The sequence below is a fragment of the Candidatus Blochmannia vicinus genome, assembly GCF_023586525.1.
In the GTDB taxonomy this organism is placed as follows: domain Bacteria; phylum Pseudomonadota; class Gammaproteobacteria; order Enterobacterales; family Enterobacteriaceae; genus Blochmanniella; species Blochmanniella vicinus.
Window position 1 is genome coordinate 233062 of sequence record NZ_CP097763.1, and the last position, 23479, is coordinate 256540.

Here is a 23479-nt window from a genome sequence, read left to right on the forward strand (position 1 = left end):
CTCTACTTATGTCAACCAAATACGAGGTAGCACCATTTTTCTTCCTATTACAAAAGGACGTATAGTATACCAAATATTACAAAGCAATTTTTTTAAACATTGATTATCATTACCTAATAATCGCACTACAAGAATGTTGTCTAATAAAGTAGCACCTCCTACTTGAAAATATTTAACCGATGTAATAAGTTTACGCACTATATCTAATATTTTTTCATCTGATGGAATTGCAAAAAGTAAAGCACTTATTTTAAATCCACCTAATTTCACAATACAATTCGATTCATTAATCTGCAATCTTTCCTGTAAACCAACAGAATTAGACAAACAAATATTTAAAAAAATATCTACTTCTTCGGGATATACACAAATACCTAATGATGAATTTACAAAACATGACATTTCAAATGATATTATTTTAGATTCTTGTTCTAAGATAAAAGTAGTATCTATTTTTGCTTTTGTTTTAGGAAAAAAAATACTGCTTTGAGGGACCCATTCCAAAGCAGTATTACGATCTAATGTAAATATATGCTTCTGAACCGCTCGGATACCATTACTACGATAAAATTTAGAAGAACCAGGTGTCGTTAATAATGCTCTACTTCCTGATTCTAATTTAACATCTAGTATCAATTTATCACCTCCAACTAATCCACCAGGAGGATGCAATAAATATACATGTGGGGTATTATCATTTTTTGAATAAAAACTCTTTTTTACATAAAAAGGACCAGTGTGTTTACATTTAGTAAGCACACTGCGACCCTTCCGCAAAGCAAAATTTAACTCCAACTCTCCTAACCAACCATCAATAAAATTCTGAGATAATTTATTATTCATTAAAAATTTAATACAAAATACCTGTAACTGTAAAAAGTAAAATAAAAGCCACATATAAAATTACTTTTTTAATAAAACCCCATCTATTTATTATACAACATAATGTAAGTATACTTACATATACCTTTTATTTCTCATATGAAAGCTTTATCATAAAACACTAATATACTATAAATTTTATATAAATAAACAATTTTTAGATACTCATATTTTATAAAAATTTGAATTTTATTAATATTTTGTCAACAATAAATAGATAAAAAAATTATATCTTATTCTTAATCACCGCAAATATATACGCATCTCAAACTCTTCAATAGACAGATAGCATAAACCAACAAAAGTTATTAAAAACTTCTTAAATTTTCACAAGAGTACGCATATTTATTCCCATTCAATAGTAGCCGGAGGTTTAGAGGAAATATCATACACTACACGAGAGATTCCCTCAACCTCATTAACAATACGATTGGATACTTTATTCAAAAACTCATAAGGAAGATAAGCCCAACGTGCCGTCATAAAATCAATGGTTTCTACTGCACGCAAAGAAACTACCCATTCATACTTACGTAGATCTCCTTGTATACCTACTGAATGTATTGGCAAGAAAACTGCAAAAGCTTGACTAATATTATAATACAAATTATCACGCTTAAGTTCTTCAATAAAAATAAAATCTACCTTACGCAAAATATCACAATATTCTCTCTTTACTTCTCCTAAGATTCTAATTGCCAAACCAGGACCTGGAAATGGATAACGATATACTATACTGCGAGGGATCCCTAATTCTAATCCAATACTACGAACCTCATCCTTAAACAAGTTTCTTATAGGCTCTAGTAACTTAACATTCATAATTCCTGAAAAACAACCTACATTATGATGCGACTTAATTACATTTTTAAAATAAGACAAAGACATACCAGATTCAATGATATCTGAATATATAGTACCTTGAACTAACCATTTTATAGGCACTAAATTACGAATTTGTTCTTCAAACACTTCTGTAAAAATTTTTCCAATTATCTTTCTTTTTTCCTCTGGATCAATAATCCCAATTAAAGCATCTAAAAACAGTTGTTCTTTTGACACATAAATTATTTTTAAATCATAATTTTTATCACAAAAATCCTTAATTCGATCAAATTCACGATGTAATAATAACCCATTATCAACAAAAATACAAATGAACTGACAACCAACTGCGCGTCGCAACAATAAAGCTGTAACAAGAGAATCAATTCCACCTGAAAATCCTAGTATTACTTTATCATTACCCACCTTCATACGAATATCCATAACAATATTATCAATAATATTAGCTATCTTCCATGAAGATTTGCAAGAACAAATACGCATGACAAAACGTTCTAAGATATTTTTACCTTTTTTAGTGTGAGTAACTTCCGGATGAAATTGTACACCATATAAACGCCGATCCTCATTAGCCATAACAGCAACTTGCTGATATTTATTAATACCAATAACAGTAAAATCTTGAGGAATAGTAGTAACTATATCTCCATGACTCATCCACACATCTAGTACCGAATGACCTGTAATATCATCAACATAATCACACATATCACTTGTCAGAATACTTTCAGTAACAAGTGTTATTCGAGTACGACCAAACTCACGTTGAGTTGTTAAATGCTTTACTTCTCCGCCTAACTGTTTTGACATAACCTGCATACCATAACAAATGCCAAATATGGGTATACCTAATTGAAATACGAATTCAGGAATAGACGGAAAATGCAGATCAGCAACACTATGGGGGCCCCCCGAAAGAATAATGCCACTAGGATTAAATGAATATATTTGTGACTCACTAATATTCCAGGAAAAAAGTTCAGAATATACACCTAACTCACGGATTCTTCTTAACAACAATTGAGTATATTGAGATCCAAAATCTATTACTAAAATACGATGATCACTACATTTTATGTTATGATCTATTTTATTACTTAAAGCAACCATTTATTACCTAATTAAAATAATTAATGATTAATTGATAATACATATTTTTAAATTAAATAAATATTATAACTATTATCATACATGACGCAAATAAATGATTATTTTAAACGATAATTGGGGGATTCTTTTGTTATAATTACATCATGCACATGACTTTCCCGTATGCCAGAATAACTCACACGAACAAATTTAGTCTGTGTTCTTAAATCATGAATAGTCATACAACCTGTTAAACCCATACAGGATCGTAAACCTCCCATTAATTGATGCACAACAGTTTCCAACTTACCTTTATAAGGAACACGTCCCTCTATACCTTCCGGTACCAATTTACAAGAAGCAACATCATTTCCTTGTTGTTGAAAATAACGATCAGCAGATCCTTTATTCATAGCTCCTAAAGAACCCATTCCACGGTAAGTTTTAAAAGACCTACCTTGATAAAATTCTATATCTCCTGGCGATTCTTCTGTTCCCGCCAGTAACGAACCAATCATAACACAATGAGCACCTGCAGCTATTGCTTTGGCAATATCTCCGGAAAATCTAATACCCCCATCTGCAATAATCGGAATATCTGTATTTTTTAATGCTTCTGCTACATCAGAAATAGCTGTAATTTGAGGAATTCCTACACCAGTAACAATACGGGTCGTACAAATAGAACCAGGTCCAACACCAACTTTCACAGCACTAACGCCAGATTCTACTAACGCTAAAGCACCATCTTTAGTAACAACATTACCTCCCACAACAGGTAAATCAGGGTATATTTTACGAATCGCTGTAATACATTTCAAAACCCCATCTGAATGCCCATGAGAAGAATCAACTAATAACACATCTATCCCGGCATTAACTAGCCCCATAACACGTTCTATGCAATCATTTCCTGTTCCGACAGCAGCACCAACACGCAGGCGTCCGTAATCATCTTTGCATGCATATGGTTTTCGTTCTGCTTTTTCAAAATCTTTTGCAGTGATCATACCTTTAAGATTAAATAAAGAATCAATTAATAAAATTTTTTCTACTCTTTTGTCATGCATTTTTCTTAGTACTATTTTTCGGTTTTCTTTTTCTAATACTGTAACTAAACGCTCTTTAGGGGTCATAACAGAAGAAACATAATTTGATAAATCACTTGCAAACCTAACATCCCGACCTGTGATTATTCCTACTAGTTTATTCGTATCTATTACAACAGGATAACCAGCAAACCCATTACGAGAGGTCAATTCTTTTACTCGTAATAAAGTTGTATCAGGAGCAACACATTGTGGATTAGCCACTATTCCACTTTCATAACGTTTAACACGACGCACTTCATTAATTTGTTGCTCCAAAGACATATTTTTATGAATAAAACCTATGCCACCTTCTTGCGCTAAAGCAATAGCTAAACCCGATTCTGTTACCGTATCCATAGCCGAAGACGCAATAGGGATATGCAAAGAAATAGAATTAGTTATCAAACTATCTAGAACCGTCTCCGTAGGAAGTACTTTCGAATGAGATGGTATAATAAGCACATCGTCAAAAGTCAAAGCTTCTTTATCAAAAGAAACCATCACGTTAGTTTACACTTATTTTCAAATACACACATCAATAGCACCCAAAATTTAGAAAACTAAAATCAATTCACTATAATCTATAGTAAGATAATATCACCCTCTACACTATATAGTGTAGAGGGTGATATTATCTTATCTTACGCCCTAGCAGGGTTAGATTTTATCATGAATTATGTAATTAATCAAGTTTAAATATATAAGTTTTTTTAAAAGTTAATGGTTATAAATTTTGTTGAAATTATGTATATATTGTTATGTAGTATTGTTGCAGTGGATGCTTTTGTATAGAATATTTATGTGTAAATCTTTGTTGGTTAATGGTAAAAAATAGGTTGTATGTTGTGTTTAGTGGTTTTTAAATTTGATTTGGCGTTGGTTTATGTTGTATTTAAAGGTTTGTATATAATTAAATATTAAGATGTGATATTATTAAAGTAGTGTTGTTTCGAATGTGTATGTTATTGATGATTTTTATTGTTTTTATTATGGGTATATTGATCATCAGTATATTGATTATGGTGTTGTTAAGGTAAGGTAGTGTTATTTGAGTGATACAAAATGAGTAATATTGTAGTTGTGAATAATAAACAACATCACTTGGTTAAAATTGAATCTTCTGTGGATGTATTGTTGGTTGGTGCTGGTATTATGAGCACTACTTTTGCTATGTTTTTGACAATTCTTGAGCCAACTTGGAAAATTCATATATATGAACGTCTTGATGAGCCGGCACGAGAAAGTTCTAATGTATGGAACAATGCTGGGACTGGACATGCGGCATTTTGCGAACTTAATTATACTCAATATAATTATAAAGATTGTTCTGTTGACATTTCAAAAGCTTCATTAACAGCAACAGCTTTTGAAATGTCAACAGAACAATCTTTATAATTATATTGAGTATAATTAAGTTCGCAAAATGCCGCATGTCCAGTCCCAGCATTGTTCCATACATTAGAACTTTCTCGTGCCGGCTCATCAAGACGTTCATATATATGAATTTTCCAAGTTGGCTCAAGAATTGTCAAAAACATAGCAAAAGTAGTGCTCATAATACCAGCACCAACCAACAATACATCCACAGAAGATTCAATTTTAACCAAGTGATGTTGTTTATTATTCACAACTACAATATTACTCATTTTGTATCACTCAAATAACACTACCTTACCTTAACAACACCATAATCAATATACTGATGATCAATATACCCATAATAAAAACAATAAAAATCATCAATAACATACACATTCGAAACAACACTACTTTAATAATATCACATCTTAATATTTAATTATATACAAACCTTTAAATACAACATAAACCAACGCCAAATCAAATTTAAAAACCACTAAACACAACATACAACCTATTTTTTACCATTAACCAACAAAGATTTACACATAAATATTCTATACAAAAGCATCCACTGCAACAATACTACATAACAATATATACATAATTTCAACAAAATTTATAACCATTAACTTTTAAAAAAACTTATATATTTAAACTTGATTAATTACATAATTCATGATAAAATCTAACCCTGCTAGGGCGTAAGATAAGATAATATCACCCTCTACACTATATAGTGTAGAGGGTGATATTATCTTATCTTACGCCCTAGCAGGGTTAGATTTTATCATGAATTATGTAATTAATCAAGTTTAAATATATAAGTTTTTTTAAAAGTTAATGGTTATAAATTTTGTTGAAATTATGTATATATTGTTATGTAGTATTGTTGCAGTGGATGCTTTTGTATAGAATATTTATGTGTAAATCTTTGTTGGTTAATGGTAAAAAATAGGTTGTATGTTGTGTTTAGTGGTTTTTAAATTTGATTTGGCGTTGGTTTATGTTGTATTTAAAGGTTTGTATATAATTAAATATTAAGATGTGATATTATTAAAGTAGTGTTGTTTCGAATGTGTATGTTATTGATGATTTTTATTGTTTTTATTATGGGTATATTGATCATCAGTATATTGATTATGGTGTTGTTAAGGTAAGGTAGTGTTATTTGAGTGATACAAAATGAGTAATATTGTAGTTGTGAATAATAAACAACATCACTTGGTTAAAATTGAATCTTCTGTGGATGTATTGTTGGTTGGTGCTGGTATTATGAGCACTACTTTTGCTATGTTTTTGACAATTCTTGAGCCAACTTGGAAAATTCATATATATGAACGTCTTGATGAGCCGGCACGAGAAAGTTCTAATGTATGGAACAATGCTGGGACTGGACATGCGGCATTTTGCGAACTTAATTATACTCAATATAATTATAAAGATTGTTCTGTTGACATTTCAAAAGCTGTTGCTGTTAATGAAGCTTTTGAAATGTCGCGTCAGTTTTGGGCGTATTTAGTGCAAACAAAAGCTCTTAATAATCCGAGTTCTTTTATTAACAATGTGCCACATATGAGTTTTGTTTGGGGAGAAGAGAATGTTTCCTTTTTAAAGAAACGTTTTCAAGCATTGCAAAGTAGTATTTTGTTTAGTGGTATGATGTATTCTGAAGATTTTCAGCAAATTCATAAGTGGGTTCCTCTTATTATTAATGGACGTAATGTATCTCAAAAAATAGCGGTTACTCGTATGGAGATGGGTACGGATATTAATTTTGGAGCACTTACTCAACAGTTATTGAGTGAGTTGAAAAAAAGTTTAAATTTTAAATTATATTTACAACATGATGTATATCGTATAAAACATAGTTTTGATAAAACTTGGGATATTCATATTATTGATCGATGCCATAGTCAAAAAAAGTGTGTTCGTTCAAATTATGTATTTATAGGGGCTGGAGGGAAATCAATTAGTCTTTTGCAAAGTTCTGGCGTTCCGGAAGTTAGGGGGTATGCTGGATTTCCGGTAGGCGGTCAGTTTTTAGTTACGAGAAATAAGAAGATAGTTGCACAACATTTGGCGAAAGTATATGGAAAAGCACCTGTTAATGCTCCCCCAATGTCGGTACCTCATATAGATACTAGAATATTGGATGGCAATAAGATTTTATTATTTGGTCCGTTTGCTACTTTTAGTAGTAAATTTTTAAAATATGGATCATGGTTAGATTTATTTCATTCTTTAAATAAACATAATTTAATTCCAATATTTCAAGCTGGGATAGATAATTTTGATTTGTTGAGGTATTTAATTAGTCAATTAATTATGTCGGATATGCAACGTATTGATGCGCTTAGAGAATATTATCCTGAAGTTAACTCATCGGATTGGACTTTAGTTAAAGCAGGACAGCGTGTGCAAATTATTAAAAGGAATAATGAAGAAAGAGGTATATTACAATTTGGAACAGAGGTGATTAGTTCTAATGATGGAACTTTGTCGGCACTTCTTGGCGCATCTCCGGGAGCATCTACTGTAGTTTCAATAATATTAGAACTTTTAAGAACGATGTTTAATAGTAAAATTAATAGTGATTCTTGGAAAAATATAATTATAGACATGATACCATCATATACCAGAAAGTTAGATGGGAATATTGCTTTGTTGAATAAAATTAGACGGTATACTTGTAATGTTCTGGAATTAAATTATATGGAAGCAACAGATAGTAAAAATATGGGGAAGAATGGGTATTAATTAGTTAGAATGCTTTTAGAAGAATATCGGTAGATAGACAGATTATATGTATGTTTATGTATTTAAAATATTATTTTTTATTTGTTGATGAATGGATTAATGGCATCTTTAAATTGTATGTTTAATAAAACGCCTGTAATATTTAACATACGGTAGAAATATTTTTTTAAATATCGTTTGTAACTGTTAGGTAATTTAGTAACATGATTTCCATGAATTATTAAAGTTAATGGATTATGTTTGCCAACGTGAATGTATTTGGGTTTTATTTTTTTACCATATAGAAGTGGAGGAGGAAATTTAGAGATGGCTTTATGTAGAATATTAATCAAACGCGTTGTGCTAATAGTTTTTGTAAAACATGAATGTAGATGCGTTTCTTTGATTGATTGAAATAATGTTTTGATACCCTCCCCGTGCAGTGCTGAAATAAAGTGTATTTTTCTAAAATTAATAAAATTTATTTTTTTGTATAGAGCTTCTTTGGTTTTATAACGTAGATCTAGGGAAATTTTGTCCCATTTATTAAAAATGATTATTAACGCGTTACCATTATTTACAATAAATCGTAATAAGTATAAATCTTGATCAGATATCCCTAGATCTACGTCACCCATAAATAACAAGATGTGTGCGGTCTTGATAATTTGGAGTGTTTTAGAAATAGAAATTTTTTCTGCTATATTGTCTATTTTTTTTCTTTTTCGTACTCCTGCTGTATCAATTAATGTATATTTTTGTTTATTGTATATAATGGGTATATGAATGCAATTTCGAGTAGTTCCTGGTGTATTACAGGTTATCATGCGGTCTTTTCTTAAAATATAATTAATAAAAGTGGATTTTCCGGAGTTAGGTCGTCCTACAACAGCTAATGTGATGTTAGTAGGATTATTTTTTTTATTATATGATGATGAAGTTATGTAGTTTTTATGAATAGTTTCGTTTAAATTAGTTCTAGATATATTATTTTCATAGCTAGATATATTCTTTGAAATTAGCAGAGATATATTTTCTAATAAATTATTAATTCCGTTTCCATGAATTGCGGAAATAAAGATAACATTTTTTATACCAAAAGAATAATAATCCCACATAATATTATGTATATGATATTCAATATCATCAACTTTATTAATAACCATGAATATGGGTTTTTTTAATTTTTTTAAAAAATTGGCAATATCATAATTTACAGATGTTGCTATAGATTGTCTATCCATAAGGAATAATATGATATCGGCTTCTTTTATTGCTGAAATTGTTTGATGAGTTATATAATTTTGAATATCTTCTGTGTTTATGCTATGATACGGCTTATCGATGCTTCCAGTATCAATTAAAATAGATTTAAATTGTTTGCATTGAAAGTAACCATATTGTCGGTCTCGAGTTAATCCTGGATAATTAGAAATTAAAGCATCGTGTGTATGTGTTAATTTGTTGAATAAAGTAGATTTTCCTACATTTTTTTGTCCAATTAATGTAATAATAGGGAACATTTTTTAATCCACAAAATACATGTATTTATAAATAATAATATTAGTATTAGACGACATAATAAAAATTTTATTAATTCTCTGAGTAATTATATATAATATTACGGTCTGATTATAGAATGTTTTTAATAATTTAAACATATTATGATATTGTGTTAACAAACTTAAGTTTGATTTATACATAATATATTTTTTAATCTCTCAACGACTTCATCATGTTGTAATATTTCTTGAGTGCCTAATTGTAAATTTTTTAGCATAACTGTTTTTGTAAGATAATTTTTTTCATTTATGATTAATACGGTTCGTGTTTTATATTTGTTAGCGGTATGAAGTTGTTTTCTTATATTATTTTTTCCATGGTGTACCATTAATCGTATAGATGGCAATATTGAACGAATATGTTCAGATAGTAATATTGAATATTTTTTAGCATTATCTCCTAAGCTGACTAAATATACATCGATATTAATATATATATTATTTTTATCTAAAAAAGCATTATTAGTTTCTTGCATTAACAAAATTACACGTTCTAATCCTATGGAGAATCCTACAGCAGGGATTGCATTTCCTCCTAATTCCTGTACTAATTCATCGTAACGGCCGCCAGCACAGATAGTTTTTTTTACCCCTAATCTATCGGTAACCCATTCAAAAACTGTTTTGTTATAATAATCTAAACCACGTACCAAATATGGATTAATTGTATATGGTATTTTTAATAGGTCTAATAATTGGCACAATTCAGAAAAATGAGCACGTGAATCATTATCTAAATAATCACTTAATACGGGAGCATGAAGTAATAATTCTTTAGTTTTGCTATTTTTTGTATCTAATATCCGCATGGGATTAGAGTATAAACGACGCAGAGCATTATGATCTAGATTGTTTGAGTGTTTTTCTAAAAAGGTTATTAATTTTTTTCGATAATTTGACCTAGATGATAATGAACCGATTGAATTTAATTCTAAGGATAAATGATGGTTAATTCCTAATTGTTTCCAGCAACGAGCAGTAATTAAAATTAATTCGACATCTATATCGGGTCCTATTTGTCCAAAAGCTTCGGCACTAAACTGATGAAATTGTCTATGACGTCCTTTTTGAGGACGTTCGTATCGAAACATTGGACCGAGATACCATAGACGTTGTTCTTGTTTATAAAAAAGTCCGTGTTCGATACCTGCTCGAACGCATCCAGATGTTCCTTCCGGGCGTAAGGTTAAACTATTACCATTACGATCATTAAAACTATACATTTCTTTTTCTATTACATCTGTCATGTTTCCAATTGAACGTTTGAATAAATTTGTGTCTTCAACAATAGGAAATCTGATTTCTTTATATCCATAACTATTTAATATACTTGTAAATGTATTTTCTACGTGTTTCCATATAGTTATGTCTTGTGGTAAATAATCATGCATGCCACGAATAGATTGGATTTTTGTATTATGTTTAATCATACATTAATCTTTGATTATTTATTTATTCTGTTTGATTTAATAGCTAGATTTTTTTATTTATTGATTCAGATTTAGTTCTAATACGTCGTTCTAATTCTTCGACGATTGATATATTATCACACTTTTTTTGTTGTCGTATACCATCTTCATATATACCACTTTTATTACGTGCTCCGGCGACACCAATTGTTGACTTCAATGCTTCTCCTGGCCCATTGACTACACATCCAATAATAGATACATCCATAGGTGTTGTAATATCGCTTACTTTTTGTTCTAAAGCATCAACTACATTGATCACATTAAATTCTTGTCGGGCGCATCCTGGACAAGCTATAAAATTAATGCCATGAGCACGAATTTTTAAAACTCTCAAAATGTCAAATGCTACTTTAACTTCTTCTATAGGATCTGCGGCTAATGATATACGTATTGTATCTCCGATTCCTTCGTGCAATAAGAAACCTAATGCTATTGCAGATTTTACTGTGCCATTACGTAAAGCTCCCGATTCAGTAAGACCTACATGTAATGGTTGATCTATTTTAGATGCTAAGATACGGTATGCTTCTACTGTTATTAGTACGTCAGAAGATTTGACACTGACTTTAAATTGGTGGAAGTTTAATTTGTCTAAAATATCTACGTGTCTCATTGCTGACTCTAATAGAACATGCTCTGTTGGATTTCCGTCATATTTTTTTTGTAAATCGCGTTCAAGAGAACCAGAGTTTATACCAATACGAATAGGTATATTCTTATCTTGGGCACAATGTACTACAGATCGAATACGTTTGTTATTTCCGATATTACCGGGATTAATACGTAAACAATCTGCGCCATATTCAGCTGCTTTTAATGCAATGCGATAATCAAAATGAATGTCTGCTATTAATGGAACGTCAACTATTTGCTGTTTAATCGTTTTAAAGGCTTCAGCTGCGTCTATGGTAGGTATTGATACCCGAACAATATCCACTCCTGCTTTTTTTAGAGCATTGATTTGTTTAACTGTTTCTGCTATGTTTATAGTACGAGTGTTGACCATGGATTGCACTGCAATAGGCGCTCCATTTCCAATAGGAATATTACCAATATAAATACGTGTAGATTTTCGGCGAATAATGCTCGCGATATTATTCATAATTTCTCCAATGTTTTATATTATAAAACTAATTAGTAATATTTATACATATAATTATTATTCATTGATGTATTTATTGATTATTACTTATATATTAAATAGTTTTATTTTTTAAGTATATTGATTTTCCTTAATTAAAAGACCTGAATATAAGCAGAAATTATATTACTAACTGTGTTGATATAAAAAAATAAATCATTGTTACTATTAAATTTTTTTATGATAATAAATTTCATTTATAGTGAGAATAAATGTCATCTAGGCTATAGGGATTTAAAACCAACAATACCATTCTTGTTTAAATACATTTAAACAAGAATGGTATTGTTGGTTTTATGCTGAATTACATTATAATTTAGTCGGTTAATTACTTCTCCTGTTAATTGCCCACAAGCAGCGTTAATATCCGCGCCTCTTATTTTTCTTACAATAGTTACTATATTATGTTTTAATAAGACTTTAAGAAAAGCGCGAATACGAATATGTGAGCTGCATGTGTATTGCGAGTTAGGAATTGGATTCCATGGAATTAAATTAATTTTACATGGTATACCTTTAAGTTTTTTAGCTAGTTGGTGGGCGTGTAAAATTTCATCATTAACATGATTTAATAATATATATTCTATTGTTACTCGACTGCGGTTAGCTTTAGTTTTTTTTAAATATTTACGCGTTGCTTCTAGTACACTACTAATATTATATTTTTTGTTAATCGGCATAATCTTATTTCTGATGAGATCATTTGGAGCATGCAGAGATATAGCGAGTGGTATATCGATCATGGTTTTTAGTTTTGTTATACCCGGGACAACTCCAGCAGTTGAGATAGTGATATGTCGTTTTGAAAATCCAAAACCAAAATTATCCAACATAATTTTTATTGCTGACACAACATTAATAATATTTAATAATGGTTCTCCCATTCCCATAAACACTATGTTAGTGATAGGGGATTTATTTATTGTTTTAATGTGTTTATTTAGAGCAATAAGTTTTGAAATTCTCCAAATTTGACCAATAATTTCAGATACATCTAGATTTCTGTTAAATCCTTGTTTTGCTGTGCCACAAAAACTACATCCTAAAGGACACCCAATTTGAGATGAAATACATAGTGTGGTTCTCATATTTTCAGGAATGTAAACTGTTTCTATTTGTTGTTGATCAACTTTCATAGCCCATTTAATCGTCCCATCTGAAGATAGTTGTGTTTTTGCAATTATTGGCGCTCGAATTTCTGCTATTTTATTTAATTTTATTTTTAAAGATTTACTTAAATTTGTCATTTGATTGAAATCATCACAATAGTCATGGTATATCCATTTCATTATTTGATGAGAACGGAAAGATTGTTCACCTAATTTAGATAAAAAAATTATTAATTCCTTTTTGTTCATATTTAGTAAATTAACTTTTTTTATACACATAAAATGTATCTCTAATAATTAATTTTTTATAAAAAATTTATATTGATTATTAATTTAATATTTAATTAGGATGGGATCGACATAAGATTAATTAAATTATAATTTATTGGTTTTATATATTTTTAAAGAGTTTATTTTTATTTTTATGTTAATATCATGACTAACAGTAGATTTTCAGTGTTTAAAATTGTTCTGTAAATAATTCTATAATTATCTAATTTTTTATTGTAAGCAATACAGTATCTATAAGTCTGTATTTTCATGTATTAAAGAAATAATGAATCTCACGTATAGCTGATATTTTAGAATCTGATCCATGAATAGCATTTTTGGTACAATCATAACCATAATCAGATCTAATAGTTCCTGCTAATGCATGTTTTGGATTAGTAGCTCCCATGATTTCTCTGTTCCGTTGTATTGAATTATTACCTGCTAGTATTTGTATAAATATTGGCCCAGAAATTATAAAGTTTATTAAACTTTCAAAAAAAGATTTTTTTTGATGTTCGGAATAAAACTCAGAAGCTTGTATATATGTTAGTTTTAGCATCTTAGCTTCTATAACAGAAAGACCAGATGTCTCAAACCTATTAATTATAGATCCAATTATGTTTTTAGCAACTGCATCAGGTTTTATAATTGATAGTGTATGTTCTTTAAAAAGCATAAAACCTCCTGTCAGTTTTTTATTTTAATGTTATACAAGCATGAGTATACAAAAAATTCAGTATAAACGTATATTGGTAGAAAATCTATATAGTTAATAATAGCATGAAAGATTAAATTTTAAAGTAAATGCATCTTAGTTTCTATATTATAGAATGCATAATGTTTTTATAAAATTTTTTATTGATCTAATTATATAACTAAGATCCTTATATTAGTAATGATTATTATTTATAACTAATTTTCATGAGACATTTATAATTTATATTAAATAATAATGCAAATAGTAATACTTAAATTAATCATTAGTTGTTTGAAATATTTAATAATAAAATATATAAAAATAGAAATCTTAAGGTACAGAAGATGTAATTTGAAAATTATTTGTTATTTATATATAGATAGCATTAATAAAATTTCTAATTTTATATATGTTGCTTATTTCAATAATTGTGTTTTTAATGATAAACGTGTTATAATCTTATAATATTACAAGATTATAACACGTTTATCATTGCATTTAATTTTACAACAGTAGCGACAATATGATGAATAGCATATTCTATTTCTTCTTCAGTTGTAAATCGTCCTAAAGAAAATCTAATTGAATTATATGCTAGTTCATTATTTCTTCCTAAAGCTTGTAACACGTGTGATGGATTTAAAGTACCAGAGGCGCAAGCAGAACCAGAGGATAATGCAAAATCTTTTAATGCTATCATTAGTGTTTCGCCATCGATATGACTAAAACTAATGTTTAATAACGTACCTATACTGTGATTTAAATCACCATTAATTAACACCCCTTCAATTTGTTGTAACCCTTTCCATAAACGGTTTCTCATTTTTTTTAAATAAATCATTTCTGTTGTCATAGTTTCTTTAGCTAAACGATATGCTTCGGCCATTCCGATAATTTGATGTACTGGTAATGTTCCAGAACGTATACCAAACTCATGTCCTCCGCCATGCATTTGAGTGATAATATTAATTTTTGGATTTCTATCTCGTCGCACATATAAGCCACCGATACCTTTTGGCCCGTATAGTTTATGTCCATTGAAAGACATTAAATCTACCGGTAATACAGATAGATCAATGTGTAATTTACCAACGCTTTGTGTTGCATCTACATGAAAAATTATGTCGTTCAGACGACATAATTTACCAATTTTTGTAATATCTTGAATGATACCAATCTCATTATTTACATGCATAATAGATAATAAGATTGTCTCATCACGTAGAGCATTACTAATTTGATTAAAATTAATCAATCCGTTAGGTTGTGGAATCACGCGGGTAATTTTAAATCCTTTATTTTCAAGATATTGACAGGTATCTAAGACTGATTTGTGTTCTGTCATACTTGTAATGATGTGGTTTCCTTTTTTATGATAAGCTTGAGCTATGCCTTTAATAGCTAAATTTACTGATTCGGTAGCTCCTGAAGTAAAAATTATTTCATTTGATTCAGCTCCTATTAATCGAGCAATTTGTTTACGAGCTATATCTACGGCTTCTTCAGCTTTCCATCCATAATAATGAGAACGCGAAGATGGGTTACCAAATATACCGTCTAGGGTAAGATATTGTGTCATTTTTTCTACTACTCTTGGGTCTACTGGAGTAGTAGCGGCATAATCAAAATATATTGGTAACTTCATCTAATAATGCTCCAAAAGTAAAAATTTGTTTTGATGCAGAAAATAAAATTATGGCAATTATTGCTACGTATATGCCGGATTAGTTAGATATTGCAAATATATATTCATTTTTAGTTGGATGTATATTTTGTGTTAGAGCGTTATTCTATATGAAATCATTATTTATTACTACATAAAGGAATAAAACTTGTTTTTATTTTTATTTTGTACATGACTAGTTTAAATCTATATGAATAAGTATTTAATTATTTAATTTGTAATAGATGTATATTATGTTGTGTTAATACTATTAATTATTTAAATTAATCGATTTCAGAGATGCTATTTTAAATAAAATATAACAAAATCTTATGCTTAAATATTTAGAAAAAATTTATATAAAAATAAATGTTTCAGGTATTTATTGTTTAAAATAATAGTAAAAATTAATTTTTTAAAAACTAACACTGTTGGTGAAAATGACAAGTCATTTTTTAATGATAAAAGTATAAATGGTTATGTATCAATATATATATTATATGTATTATTTTGTTATTGTTTATTTTTATATCACTTTGTGATTTTCATAAAAATAAGCCTTATAATAATTAAGGCTATATATAAACTATATATTTAAAATTGAAATAAATATTCTTACTTATAAATTTTAAAGATTTTTAGTGATTATATATTTAAAATGCATTATGTAATGAGTATTACAATAATATTTATGTTGTTTAAAAAACGTAGTTCAATAGATACATAATGTAGTATAATGTGCATTATATTTTATTTTAATTTTTTACGATGAATTACTGGATGAATGATTTATGCATCCGATGATGAATATCGCTATTCAAGCGATAAGAAAAGCGGGAGATTTTGTTGTTAAGCAATATGAATTTTTCGATAAAAATAGTATATGTTCAAATCATATCAACGATTTGATTTATAAAATAAATGAAAAATCATCTAATATTATAGCGACAATTATTCGAAAATTTTATCCATTACATACTATTGTAACTACATGGCAAGATCATAATATTAACGATAATATATGTTGTAAAGAAAATATTCGTTGGATAATTGGATCTATAGATAGTGATATTAATTTTATTAAGCAGTTTCCTTTTTTTGCTTTATCTATTTCTGTCTTTTTTAAAGAGCATATCGAGATAGGGGTGATATATGATCCTATTCACAATGAGTTGTTTAGCGCTTGTCGTGGAAAAGGAGCTCAGCTTAATGGTTATCGGATTCGTGTAGGTACTGCTAAGAATTTAAACGGAGGTATTATAGCTATATCTTGTGTTTATGAAAAACGACATGTGGTTATTAATTTTTTAAATAAACTCAATAATAAATATATATATTTTCGATATACTGGGGCGACTATATTAGATTTAGCTTATGTTGCAGTTGGACGTGTAGATGGATGTATTGTTATTTTTTTAAAAAATATTAATAACAACAAATTGGCTAGTGGTACTTTAATTATTCGTGAATCGGGGGGTTTAATTGTTGATTTTACTGGGACTGATCACTACTTATTATTTGGAAATGTAATTGCGGGTAATGCAAAGATAATTCGGACCATTTTACCTTTGGTTCAATCATCTATTCCAGATGATTGAACCAAAGCATTCATAAAAAAATATCTATTTGTGTTAAAAATGATTTTTATATCGTATAAAAGAATATCATTTGTGGGAATTTTATTTATTCTATTTCTAGAATATTAAGTATATATAGGATACTGAGAGCAAATGAGTGAGACTTTATTTTTTGTGGACAAAATAATTTCATTGTTATCGATATGGTTTAGTATATCACAGATCCAGTGAGTCAATTTTTTGACATCGTGTTCGTTTAAACCACGCCTGGTTATTGCCGGTGTACCAATACGTATGCCAGATGCAATGAAAGGATTTCTACCGTCATTAGGTATGCTGTTTTTGTTAACAATAATGTTTGCATGTTCTAAGGCTATGCTAGCATCTTGTCCGGTAATATTTTTGTTTCTTAAATCTAACAAAAAAAGATGATTATGAGTTACACCAGAAATTACTTTAAATTTGTGTAGCAAAAATTCTTTAACCATTATTTTAGCATGGTGAACGACTTTTTGTTGATATAACTTAAAAGATGGATCCATTGCTTCTTTTAAGGCAATTGCTTTAGCTGCAATAACATGCATTAATGGACCTCCTTGTGAACCAGGGAAGACCGAAGCATCTAGTTTTTTATACAGTTCTGGATCACCCCCACTAGCCAAAATTAAACCACCTCTTGGCCCTGCTAATGTTTTATGAGTAGTAGCGGTTACTACATGTGCATGTGGTAGTGGATTTGGGTATATGCCTGCCGCAACTAATCCTGCAACATGAGCTATATCAATAAATAGATATGCTTGAATAACATCGGCAATTTGACGCATTTTAGACCAATTTATAATACCAGAATATGCAGAAAATCCTCCTACGATCATTTTTGGCTTATGTATTGTAGCTAAATTATATAATTCTTCATAATTAATACACCCGGTTTCATCAACACCATAAAATATAGCGTTATATAGTTTTCCTGAAAAGTTTACTGGTGAACCATGCGTTAAATGTCCTCCATGGTTTAGGTGCATACCTAAAATAGTATCCCCAGGTTGTAATAAGGCGTTGTAAACAGAAAAATTAGCTTGGGATCCAGAGTGTGGTTGTATATTTGCATAATCTGCAGAAAATAGTTTTTTTGCGCGATCAATACCCAATTTTTCAATCATATCAACGTATTCGCATCCGCCATAGTAACGTTTACCTGGATATCCTTCAGCATATTTATTGGTAAGCTGAGAACCTTGTATTTTCATGACTTGAGGGCTAACATAATTTTCAGATGCAATTAATTCAATATGTTCTTCTTGTCGAGAGATTTCTTGCTTCATTATTTCCCATAATTCAGTATCATAATTTGTATATATTGACATAATAATCGCCTATGTTTTTGTGTTAAAATAATAACAATATACTATAAAGTGGTATTTTAAATAATTTTTTAATTAAATAAATAATTGCAAATGTATTAATTATTTTTCAAAATTGAATTATTCTTAAATTTATTTTTATAAAAGTATTATTAAAATATGAAATTAATGATTTTATATTTGATAAATAGATATTTCCGTTAATATCTGTATTAATTGTTTTATATATTTACATTATTAAATATTTTCTTTGTTTATGATGTGAAAAAACTATTTTTATTTTTTAAATTGTATAAGCGTAATATGTTTATATGAATTGTTAGAAATATGATCATGTTAATGATTGTATCATTATATTAAAGTAATTTACTATTATAAAAATATGTATGATTAAGCGATAATAAAAAATTATATTTATCTGTATAGATTGATTGGATTTTTAATTCTTTGCGCTATTTTAGTGATGGAATTGAAGTGTGGCGTCGGCGTTTAAAAAATTTATTTAATTGTGAAGCACATTCCTTTTCTAATATCCCGGTGGTTAAAGATATATGATGATTAACCATTGGATGATGGAGTATATTTTTTAACCAGGGCGTCTGTCTAGATTTTTTGTTTTTTGCGCCACAAACTAATCGATGAATACGAGCGTGAATTATCGCTCCAATACACATCATGCATGGTTCTAAAGTAACATAAAGAGTCGTTCCTAATAAGCGATAATTACCTAAAATTTTTCCTCCTATGCGTAATGCTATAATTTCTGCATGAGCGCTAGGATCATGACATATAATAGAAGAATTCCATCCACAACTTATAAGTTGACCGTCTTGGATTAAAACTGCTCCTACCGATATTTCTCCGATAATTTCAGCATAGGCAGCTAATGTAATAGCATGACGCATCCATATAGTATCCAAATCTTCTATTTCATACATAGACTTTCTTTATGCACAAAAAGAATATTATAATTGTGCAATTGTGGAGTAATTTGTTATACATGAAATGTAAATATTTTATTAAAATAAAATAAAAATAATTTTTAATTATAAAAACTGTTAATTTCTATTTTATTTATATTTAATTAAAATTTTTTAGCTAAAATTATTAGGTTTTATTAGTATAAATAATACAATGGCAATAACTATATGTATATAGTTTTATTATTATTTAGTTTATCGTTCAAATACTACGAGCGCGCATGCATATAAATTAGTATCAGACAAGGTAATATGCATTTTTTTTAATGATAATTTATTGGCTAATAGTGCTGTATATGAAAATAGATGTAACATTGGTTTTCCTAATTTATCGTTGAATATTTCAATTTGACTAAATGTTACCCCTTGGTTTATTCCGGTTCCAAATGCCTTAGCTACTGCTTCTTTTGCAGCAAAACGTTTTGCTAAGAAACGAACAGGATGTTTTTTGTTTTGATATATTTTCCATTCTGATTTACTAAGTATGCGTTTAGCTAATTTATCTCCGCTATGCGTTATTATTTTTTTAATTTTGATAATATCGACGATATCTACACCAATGCCGTGAATCACTATTAACCTCGTCTTGATTTTTGTAATAATGCTTTCATATCTTTAATGGCTTTAGATAATCCACAGAACATTGATCGGCTAATTATGGAATGTCCTATATTTAATTCTTGTATCCCTTGTAACATTGCAATAGGCAGAACATTGTGATAATCGAGGCCATGTCCAGCATTGACTTTTAAACCGTTATCTATAGCGTATTGTATGCTTTTTTTGATACGTTTATATTCTAAATTTTGAGTTTTTTGATCTATAGCATTAGAATACATACCGGTATGTATTTCTATGTAGGACACCCCTGTATTATATGCCGCATTAATTTGTTGTTCATCAGGATCGATAAATAGTGAAACTCTAATCCCAGAGTCAATAAGCTTGCATATTATGTTTTGTAATTTATTTGATTTGTTAATTATATCTAAACCGCCTTCAGTTGTCAGTTCTTGACGCCTTTCAGGCACTAAGCAACAATAATGTGGTTTTAACATACATGCGATATTAGTCATTTCATTTGTTGCTGCTATTTCTAAGTTCATAGCTGTTTGTATAGTTTTACGTAATATTTTGACATCGCGATCTGTAATATGACGACGATCTTCTCTTAGATGTACAGTAATACTATCTGCTCCCGATTGTTCTGCAATAAATGCAGCATGTATAGGATCGGGATATGCAGTATTTCTCGCATTGCGTAGTGCTGCGATGTGATCAATATTTACTCCTAATAATAAATTAGACATTATGTATACACTCTTAAGTTTAGTCTTTGTAAATTAGTCTATTTGAGTACGAATATAATATATAATAATTATTATTTTTCAAGTTTGTAAATTTTTATATTGAATGATTGGTTGCTAAACGGGGTTTAAAATTTATTAGTATAAATACTTATATAATATCACCAATATTATAGGATCGAATAATCTAGAAAGGTATTATTTTTATTAAGAACAAAGCAAGGTAGTTTTATTAAAGACAATAATAATCAAGTGGGTGTAGATATATGTTATTGTTAACGATTTACTTTCATTATAATACAAATATTTAAATTCTAACGGTTTAGGGATCAAGTAGTATTTGATATTATTGTTTACGTGTATATTACGATATAATAAAAAGAGTGGTAATTAAGTGTGTAATAATTTATATAAACAAATTTTAATATCTATTAGATATTTGTTGAGCAAAAAAATATATTTTTGGTTGATTAAATTTGTCAGCATCTAAATATATTATAGCAGTTCATTTGTTTTTGTTACATTCTAATATTTCTAGAGTTTTTTTTGCTGCGTCTTGTTCAGCCCTACGTCGACTAGAACCAGATCCAATGACAGGTTGCGCTAACTCGTTAATGTGACAATTTATGGTAAAAATTTGATTATGTGCCTCTCCAACTATTTGATTAACCCAGTATATAGGTAATGGTAAATGACGATGCTGCATATATTCTTGTAGGCGAGTTTTTGGATCTTTTTGTTTATCACAAGGATTCATTTGATCTAAACGTACTTGATACCAATTAGTAATTAATACTTCAGTAGTTTGAATATTACTGTCTAAAAATATACTACCTATTATTGCTTCTATTGCATTAGCTAAAATAGATTCACGATGATATCCACCGTTTTTTAGCTCACCTTGTCCTAATTGTAAATAATCTCCTAGGTTAAATTCTCGTGCTAGTGTTGCTAAGGTATTTTCGCACACTAAATTCGCCCGCATCCTACTCATATCCCCTTCGCTAATATAAGGAAATTTATGATATAATACGTTAGCGATTACATAATTTAATATGGCATCCCCTAAAAACTCTAATCTTTCGTTATGTTGATTACTAGAACTTCTATGGGTTAGTGCTTGCAATAATAAATTATATTGAGTGAAAATATAACCAATTTTTTTTTGAAGCGCATCAACTGACATAATGTTTTACAGATTACATATTACATGTAACGTAAAAAAATAAATAAAAATCAACTATAAAAATTTTTATTTATTTTTTTACGTGTCTAGTAAAAGTAACATTTTAAATTTATATACTATTTCAGATACATTGATCTTATTGTATCTTTCCTATTCTATTCATTTGTATACTAATTGGCCATGTTCCTTCTTGTTTTTTTATATTCATCCAAATTATTATTGCTTTTCCTACTATATTACGCTCAGGAACAAATCCCCAGTAACGACTATCTGCGCTGTTATCTCTATTGTCTCCCATTACAAAATATTCATCTATAGGCACTAACCATTCAGATATTAAGTGTTTTGTATGTTGATCATATATTTTTATTAGATTTTGATCACCAGGTGGTATCATTGTTAAAATATTATGTTCCATTCCATTGAATGATTCTGTAGTTTGGATTAACCGAATACCATTCAGATTGTTTTCTTGTGATTTTGTTTTGATAAAAGCAGAATTGACCTTTCCGTTTGCATCGCTGTTAAATATTTGAATAAAGTTACTAGGGGAAATATTATTGTAAGTAATGGGTAATGGTTGTATATACTTAATATTATTGATATGATCAGGATATATTGTTAATTGTTTAGTGATGATATTATAAATGACTTTGTCTCCTGGCTCTCCAATTACTCGTTTAATATAGTTTAGCGTGGGATTTTTGGGATATTTAAATACTATTACATCTCCACGTTTTGGATGTCCAGTATTAATTAATGTTTTCTGAGTAACGGGATTTTTAATACCATATACAAATTTTTTTACTAAAATGAAATCTCCTATTAATAAAGTTGGCATCATGGATCCAGAAGGTATCCGAAATGGTTCAAAAATAAATGATCGTATTATAAGTACTAATAATAATATTGGAAAAAGCGAAGATATAAATTCAGAGGTTTTTGAACAATATGAAATTGCTAATGAATAAGTATTTTTTGATTGTTGATAAATATCATTTGATTTTTTAAAAAATATTTTTTTCTGCTGATTATGATTATATATTATTGTACATAGTTGCTTTATTCCCCAGAAGATACCTGATATTCCCGTAATAATTACCAAGACCAAAGAAAATGTGCTAATCATATTAAATAAAATC

General features: G+C 29.0%; 18 protein-coding genes and 1 pseudogene. 3 read left to right on the top strand and 16 right to left on the bottom strand.

Features of this window, described 5'->3' with window-relative positions; translation table 11 throughout:
* Nucleotides 1-6: 6 nt before the first annotated feature.
* The 3 genes from M9408_RS00985 to guaB form a co-directional block, all read right to left on the bottom strand.
* Nucleotides 7-843 carry an urease accessory protein UreD gene (locus M9408_RS00985; protein ID WP_250257338.1) on the bottom strand — a complete coding sequence of 279 codons (837 nt, stop codon included), beginning with the start codon at nucleotides 841-843 and terminating at the stop codon, nucleotides 7-9.
* Nucleotides 844-1227: 384 nt separating this feature from the next.
* Nucleotides 1228-2838 carry a glutamine-hydrolyzing GMP synthase gene (guaA, locus tag M9408_RS00990; RefSeq protein WP_250257339.1) on the bottom strand — a complete coding sequence of 537 codons (1611 nt, stop codon included), beginning with the start codon at nucleotides 2836-2838 and terminating at the stop codon, nucleotides 1228-1230.
* A 98-nt stretch (nucleotides 2839-2936) separates the two neighbouring features.
* Complete coding sequence (gene guaB / locus M9408_RS00995) at nucleotides 2937-4409, bottom strand: IMP dehydrogenase (RefSeq protein WP_250257340.1); 1473 nt, start codon at nucleotides 4407-4409, stop codon at nucleotides 2937-2939.
* Between the two features lie 669 nt (nucleotides 4410-5078).
* On the opposite strand from guaB, the gene M9408_RS01000 reads away from it, so the two are divergent.
* The gene (locus M9408_RS01000; RefSeq protein ID WP_250257503.1) at nucleotides 5079-5303 is read left to right on the top strand and encodes a malate:quinone oxidoreductase; all 225 of its coding nucleotides are present in this window, start codon (nucleotides 5079-5081) and stop codon (nucleotides 5301-5303) included.
* Here M9408_RS01000 and M9408_RS01005 read toward each other — a convergent pair.
* Nucleotides 5234-5554: pseudogene (locus tag M9408_RS01005) on the bottom strand (malate:quinone oxidoreductase); the annotation flags it as partial. The gene M9408_RS01000 and the pseudogene M9408_RS01005 overlap by 70 nt on opposite strands.
* Nucleotides 5555-6452: 898 nt before the next feature.
* Between M9408_RS01005 and mqo the strand changes: the two are divergent.
* Nucleotides 6453-8027 carry a malate dehydrogenase (quinone) gene (gene mqo, locus M9408_RS01010; protein WP_250257341.1) on the top strand — a complete coding sequence of 525 codons (1575 nt, stop codon included), beginning with the start codon at nucleotides 6453-6455 and terminating at the stop codon, nucleotides 8025-8027.
* A 77-nt stretch (nucleotides 8028-8104) separates the two neighbouring features.
* Here the strand turns inward: mqo and der are convergent, their stop codons facing one another.
* The 6 genes from der to M9408_RS01040 form a co-directional block, all read right to left on the bottom strand.
* Nucleotides 8105-9529, bottom strand: coding sequence for a ribosome biogenesis GTPase Der (der, locus tag M9408_RS01015; RefSeq protein WP_250257342.1), 1425 nt, complete (start codon nucleotides 9527-9529; stop codon nucleotides 8105-8107).
* Between the two features lie 161 nt (nucleotides 9530-9690).
* Nucleotides 9691-10998 carry a histidine--tRNA ligase gene (gene hisS, locus M9408_RS01020; RefSeq protein ID WP_250257343.1) on the bottom strand — a complete coding sequence of 436 codons (1308 nt, stop codon included), beginning with the start codon at nucleotides 10996-10998 and terminating at the stop codon, nucleotides 9691-9693.
* A gap of 43 nt (nucleotides 10999-11041) precedes the next feature.
* Nucleotides 11042-12142, bottom strand: a complete 1101-nt coding sequence (gene ispG, locus M9408_RS01025) for a flavodoxin-dependent (E)-4-hydroxy-3-methylbut-2-enyl-diphosphate synthase (protein ID WP_250257344.1) — start codon at nucleotides 12140-12142, stop codon at nucleotides 11042-11044.
* A 308-nt stretch (nucleotides 12143-12450) separates the two neighbouring features.
* Nucleotides 12451-13569, bottom strand: coding sequence for a 23S rRNA (adenine(2503)-C(2))-methyltransferase RlmN (gene rlmN / locus M9408_RS01030; protein ID WP_250257345.1), 1119 nt, complete (start codon nucleotides 13567-13569; stop codon nucleotides 12451-12453).
* Nucleotides 13570-13828: 259 nt separating this feature from the next.
* Nucleotides 13829-14239, bottom strand: a complete 411-nt coding sequence (ndk, locus tag M9408_RS01035; protein WP_250248675.1) for a nucleoside-diphosphate kinase — start codon at nucleotides 14237-14239, stop codon at nucleotides 13829-13831.
* 496 nt (nucleotides 14240-14735) lie between these two features.
* Nucleotides 14736-15905: an IscS subfamily cysteine desulfurase gene (locus M9408_RS01040; protein ID WP_250257346.1), complete on the bottom strand. Its 1170-nt coding sequence runs from the start codon at nucleotides 15903-15905 to the stop codon at nucleotides 14736-14738.
* Nucleotides 15906-16714: 809 nt separating this feature from the next.
* Between M9408_RS01040 and M9408_RS01045 the strand changes: the two genes are divergently transcribed.
* Nucleotides 16715-17521: an inositol monophosphatase family protein gene (locus M9408_RS01045; protein WP_250257347.1), complete on the top strand. Its 807-nt coding sequence runs from the start codon at nucleotides 16715-16717 to the stop codon at nucleotides 17519-17521.
* Nucleotides 17522-17625: 104 nt separating this feature from the next.
* Here the strand turns inward: M9408_RS01045 and glyA are convergent, their stop codons facing one another.
* The 6 genes from glyA to lepB form a co-directional block, all read right to left on the bottom strand.
* Complete coding sequence (gene glyA, locus M9408_RS01050) at nucleotides 17626-18867, bottom strand: serine hydroxymethyltransferase (protein ID WP_250257348.1); 1242 nt, start codon at nucleotides 18865-18867, stop codon at nucleotides 17626-17628.
* Nucleotides 18868-19316: 449 nt separating this feature from the next.
* Complete coding sequence (gene tadA / locus M9408_RS01055) at nucleotides 19317-19802, bottom strand: tRNA adenosine(34) deaminase TadA (RefSeq protein WP_250257350.1); 486 nt, start codon at nucleotides 19800-19802, stop codon at nucleotides 19317-19319.
* A 237-nt stretch (nucleotides 19803-20039) separates the two neighbouring features.
* Nucleotides 20040-20420, bottom strand: coding sequence for a holo-ACP synthase (acpS, locus tag M9408_RS01060; protein ID WP_250236736.1), 381 nt, complete (start codon nucleotides 20418-20420; stop codon nucleotides 20040-20042).
* Nucleotides 20420-21154 carry a pyridoxine 5'-phosphate synthase gene (pdxJ, locus tag M9408_RS01065; protein ID WP_250257351.1) on the bottom strand — a complete coding sequence of 245 codons (735 nt, stop codon included), beginning with the start codon at nucleotides 21152-21154 and terminating at the stop codon, nucleotides 20420-20422. The genes acpS and pdxJ overlap by 1 nt, the downstream gene beginning before the upstream one ends.
* A 502-nt stretch (nucleotides 21155-21656) precedes the next feature.
* Nucleotides 21657-22337 (bottom strand): ribonuclease III, encoded by a 681-nt coding sequence (gene rnc / locus M9408_RS01070; protein WP_250257352.1) that lies wholly within the window; start codon nucleotides 22335-22337, stop codon nucleotides 21657-21659.
* Between the two features lie 136 nt (nucleotides 22338-22473).
* A complete protein-coding gene (gene lepB, locus M9408_RS01075; protein ID WP_250257353.1) occupies nucleotides 22474-23466 on the bottom strand; it encodes a signal peptidase I in 993 nt (330 codons plus the stop codon).
* Between the last annotated feature and the right edge of the window lie 13 nt (nucleotides 23467-23479).

Excerpts from the sequence above, each read along its gene's own strand:
- der (WP_250257342.1), bottom strand. The coding sequence starts at position 9,529 with ATGTTCCCTATTATTACATTAATTGGACAAAAAAATGTAGGAAAATCT.
- mqo (WP_250257341.1), top strand. The coding sequence starts at position 6,453 with ATGAGTAATATTGTAGTTGTGAATAATAAACAACATCACTTGGTTAAA.
- M9408_RS00985 (WP_250257338.1), bottom strand. The coding sequence starts at position 843 with ATGAATAATAAATTATCTCAGAATTTTATTGATGGTTGGTTAGGAGAG.
- lepB (WP_250257353.1), bottom strand. The coding sequence starts at position 23,466 with ATGATTAGCACATTTTCTTTGGTCTTGGTAATTATTACGGGAATATCA.
- ispG (WP_250257344.1), bottom strand. The coding sequence starts at position 12,142 with ATGAATAATATCGCGAGCATTATTCGCCGAAAATCTACACGTATTTAT.
- hisS (WP_250257343.1), bottom strand. The coding sequence starts at position 10,998 with ATGATTAAACATAATACAAAAATCCAATCTATTCGTGGCATGCATGAT.
- guaB (WP_250257340.1), bottom strand. The coding sequence starts at position 4,409 with ATGGTTTCTTTTGATAAAGAAGCTTTGACTTTTGACGATGTGCTTATT.
- ndk (WP_250248675.1), bottom strand. The coding sequence starts at position 14,239 with ATGCTTTTTAAAGAACATACACTATCAATTATAAAACCTGATGCAGTT.
- pdxJ (WP_250257351.1), bottom strand. The coding sequence starts at position 21,154 with ATGTCTAATTTATTATTAGGAGTAAATATTGATCACATCGCAGCACTA.
- M9408_RS01040 (WP_250257346.1), bottom strand. The coding sequence starts at position 15,905 with ATGAAGTTACCAATATATTTTGATTATGCCGCTACTACTCCAGTAGAC.
- M9408_RS01000 (WP_250257503.1), top strand. The coding sequence starts at position 5,079 with ATGTTTTTGACAATTCTTGAGCCAACTTGGAAAATTCATATATATGAA.
- M9408_RS01045 (WP_250257347.1), top strand. The coding sequence starts at position 16,715 with ATGCATCCGATGATGAATATCGCTATTCAAGCGATAAGAAAAGCGGGA.
- tadA (WP_250257350.1), bottom strand. The coding sequence starts at position 19,802 with ATGTATGAAATAGAAGATTTGGATACTATATGGATGCGTCATGCTATT.
- rnc (WP_250257352.1), bottom strand. The coding sequence starts at position 22,337 with ATGTCAGTTGATGCGCTTCAAAAAAAAATTGGTTATATTTTCACTCAA.
- guaA (WP_250257339.1), bottom strand. The coding sequence starts at position 2,838 with ATGGTTGCTTTAAGTAATAAAATAGATCATAACATAAAATGTAGTGAT.
- rlmN (WP_250257345.1), bottom strand. The coding sequence starts at position 13,569 with ATGTGTATAAAAAAAGTTAATTTACTAAATATGAACAAAAAGGAATTA.
- glyA (WP_250257348.1), bottom strand. The coding sequence starts at position 18,867 with ATGTCAATATATACAAATTATGATACTGAATTATGGGAAATAATGAAG.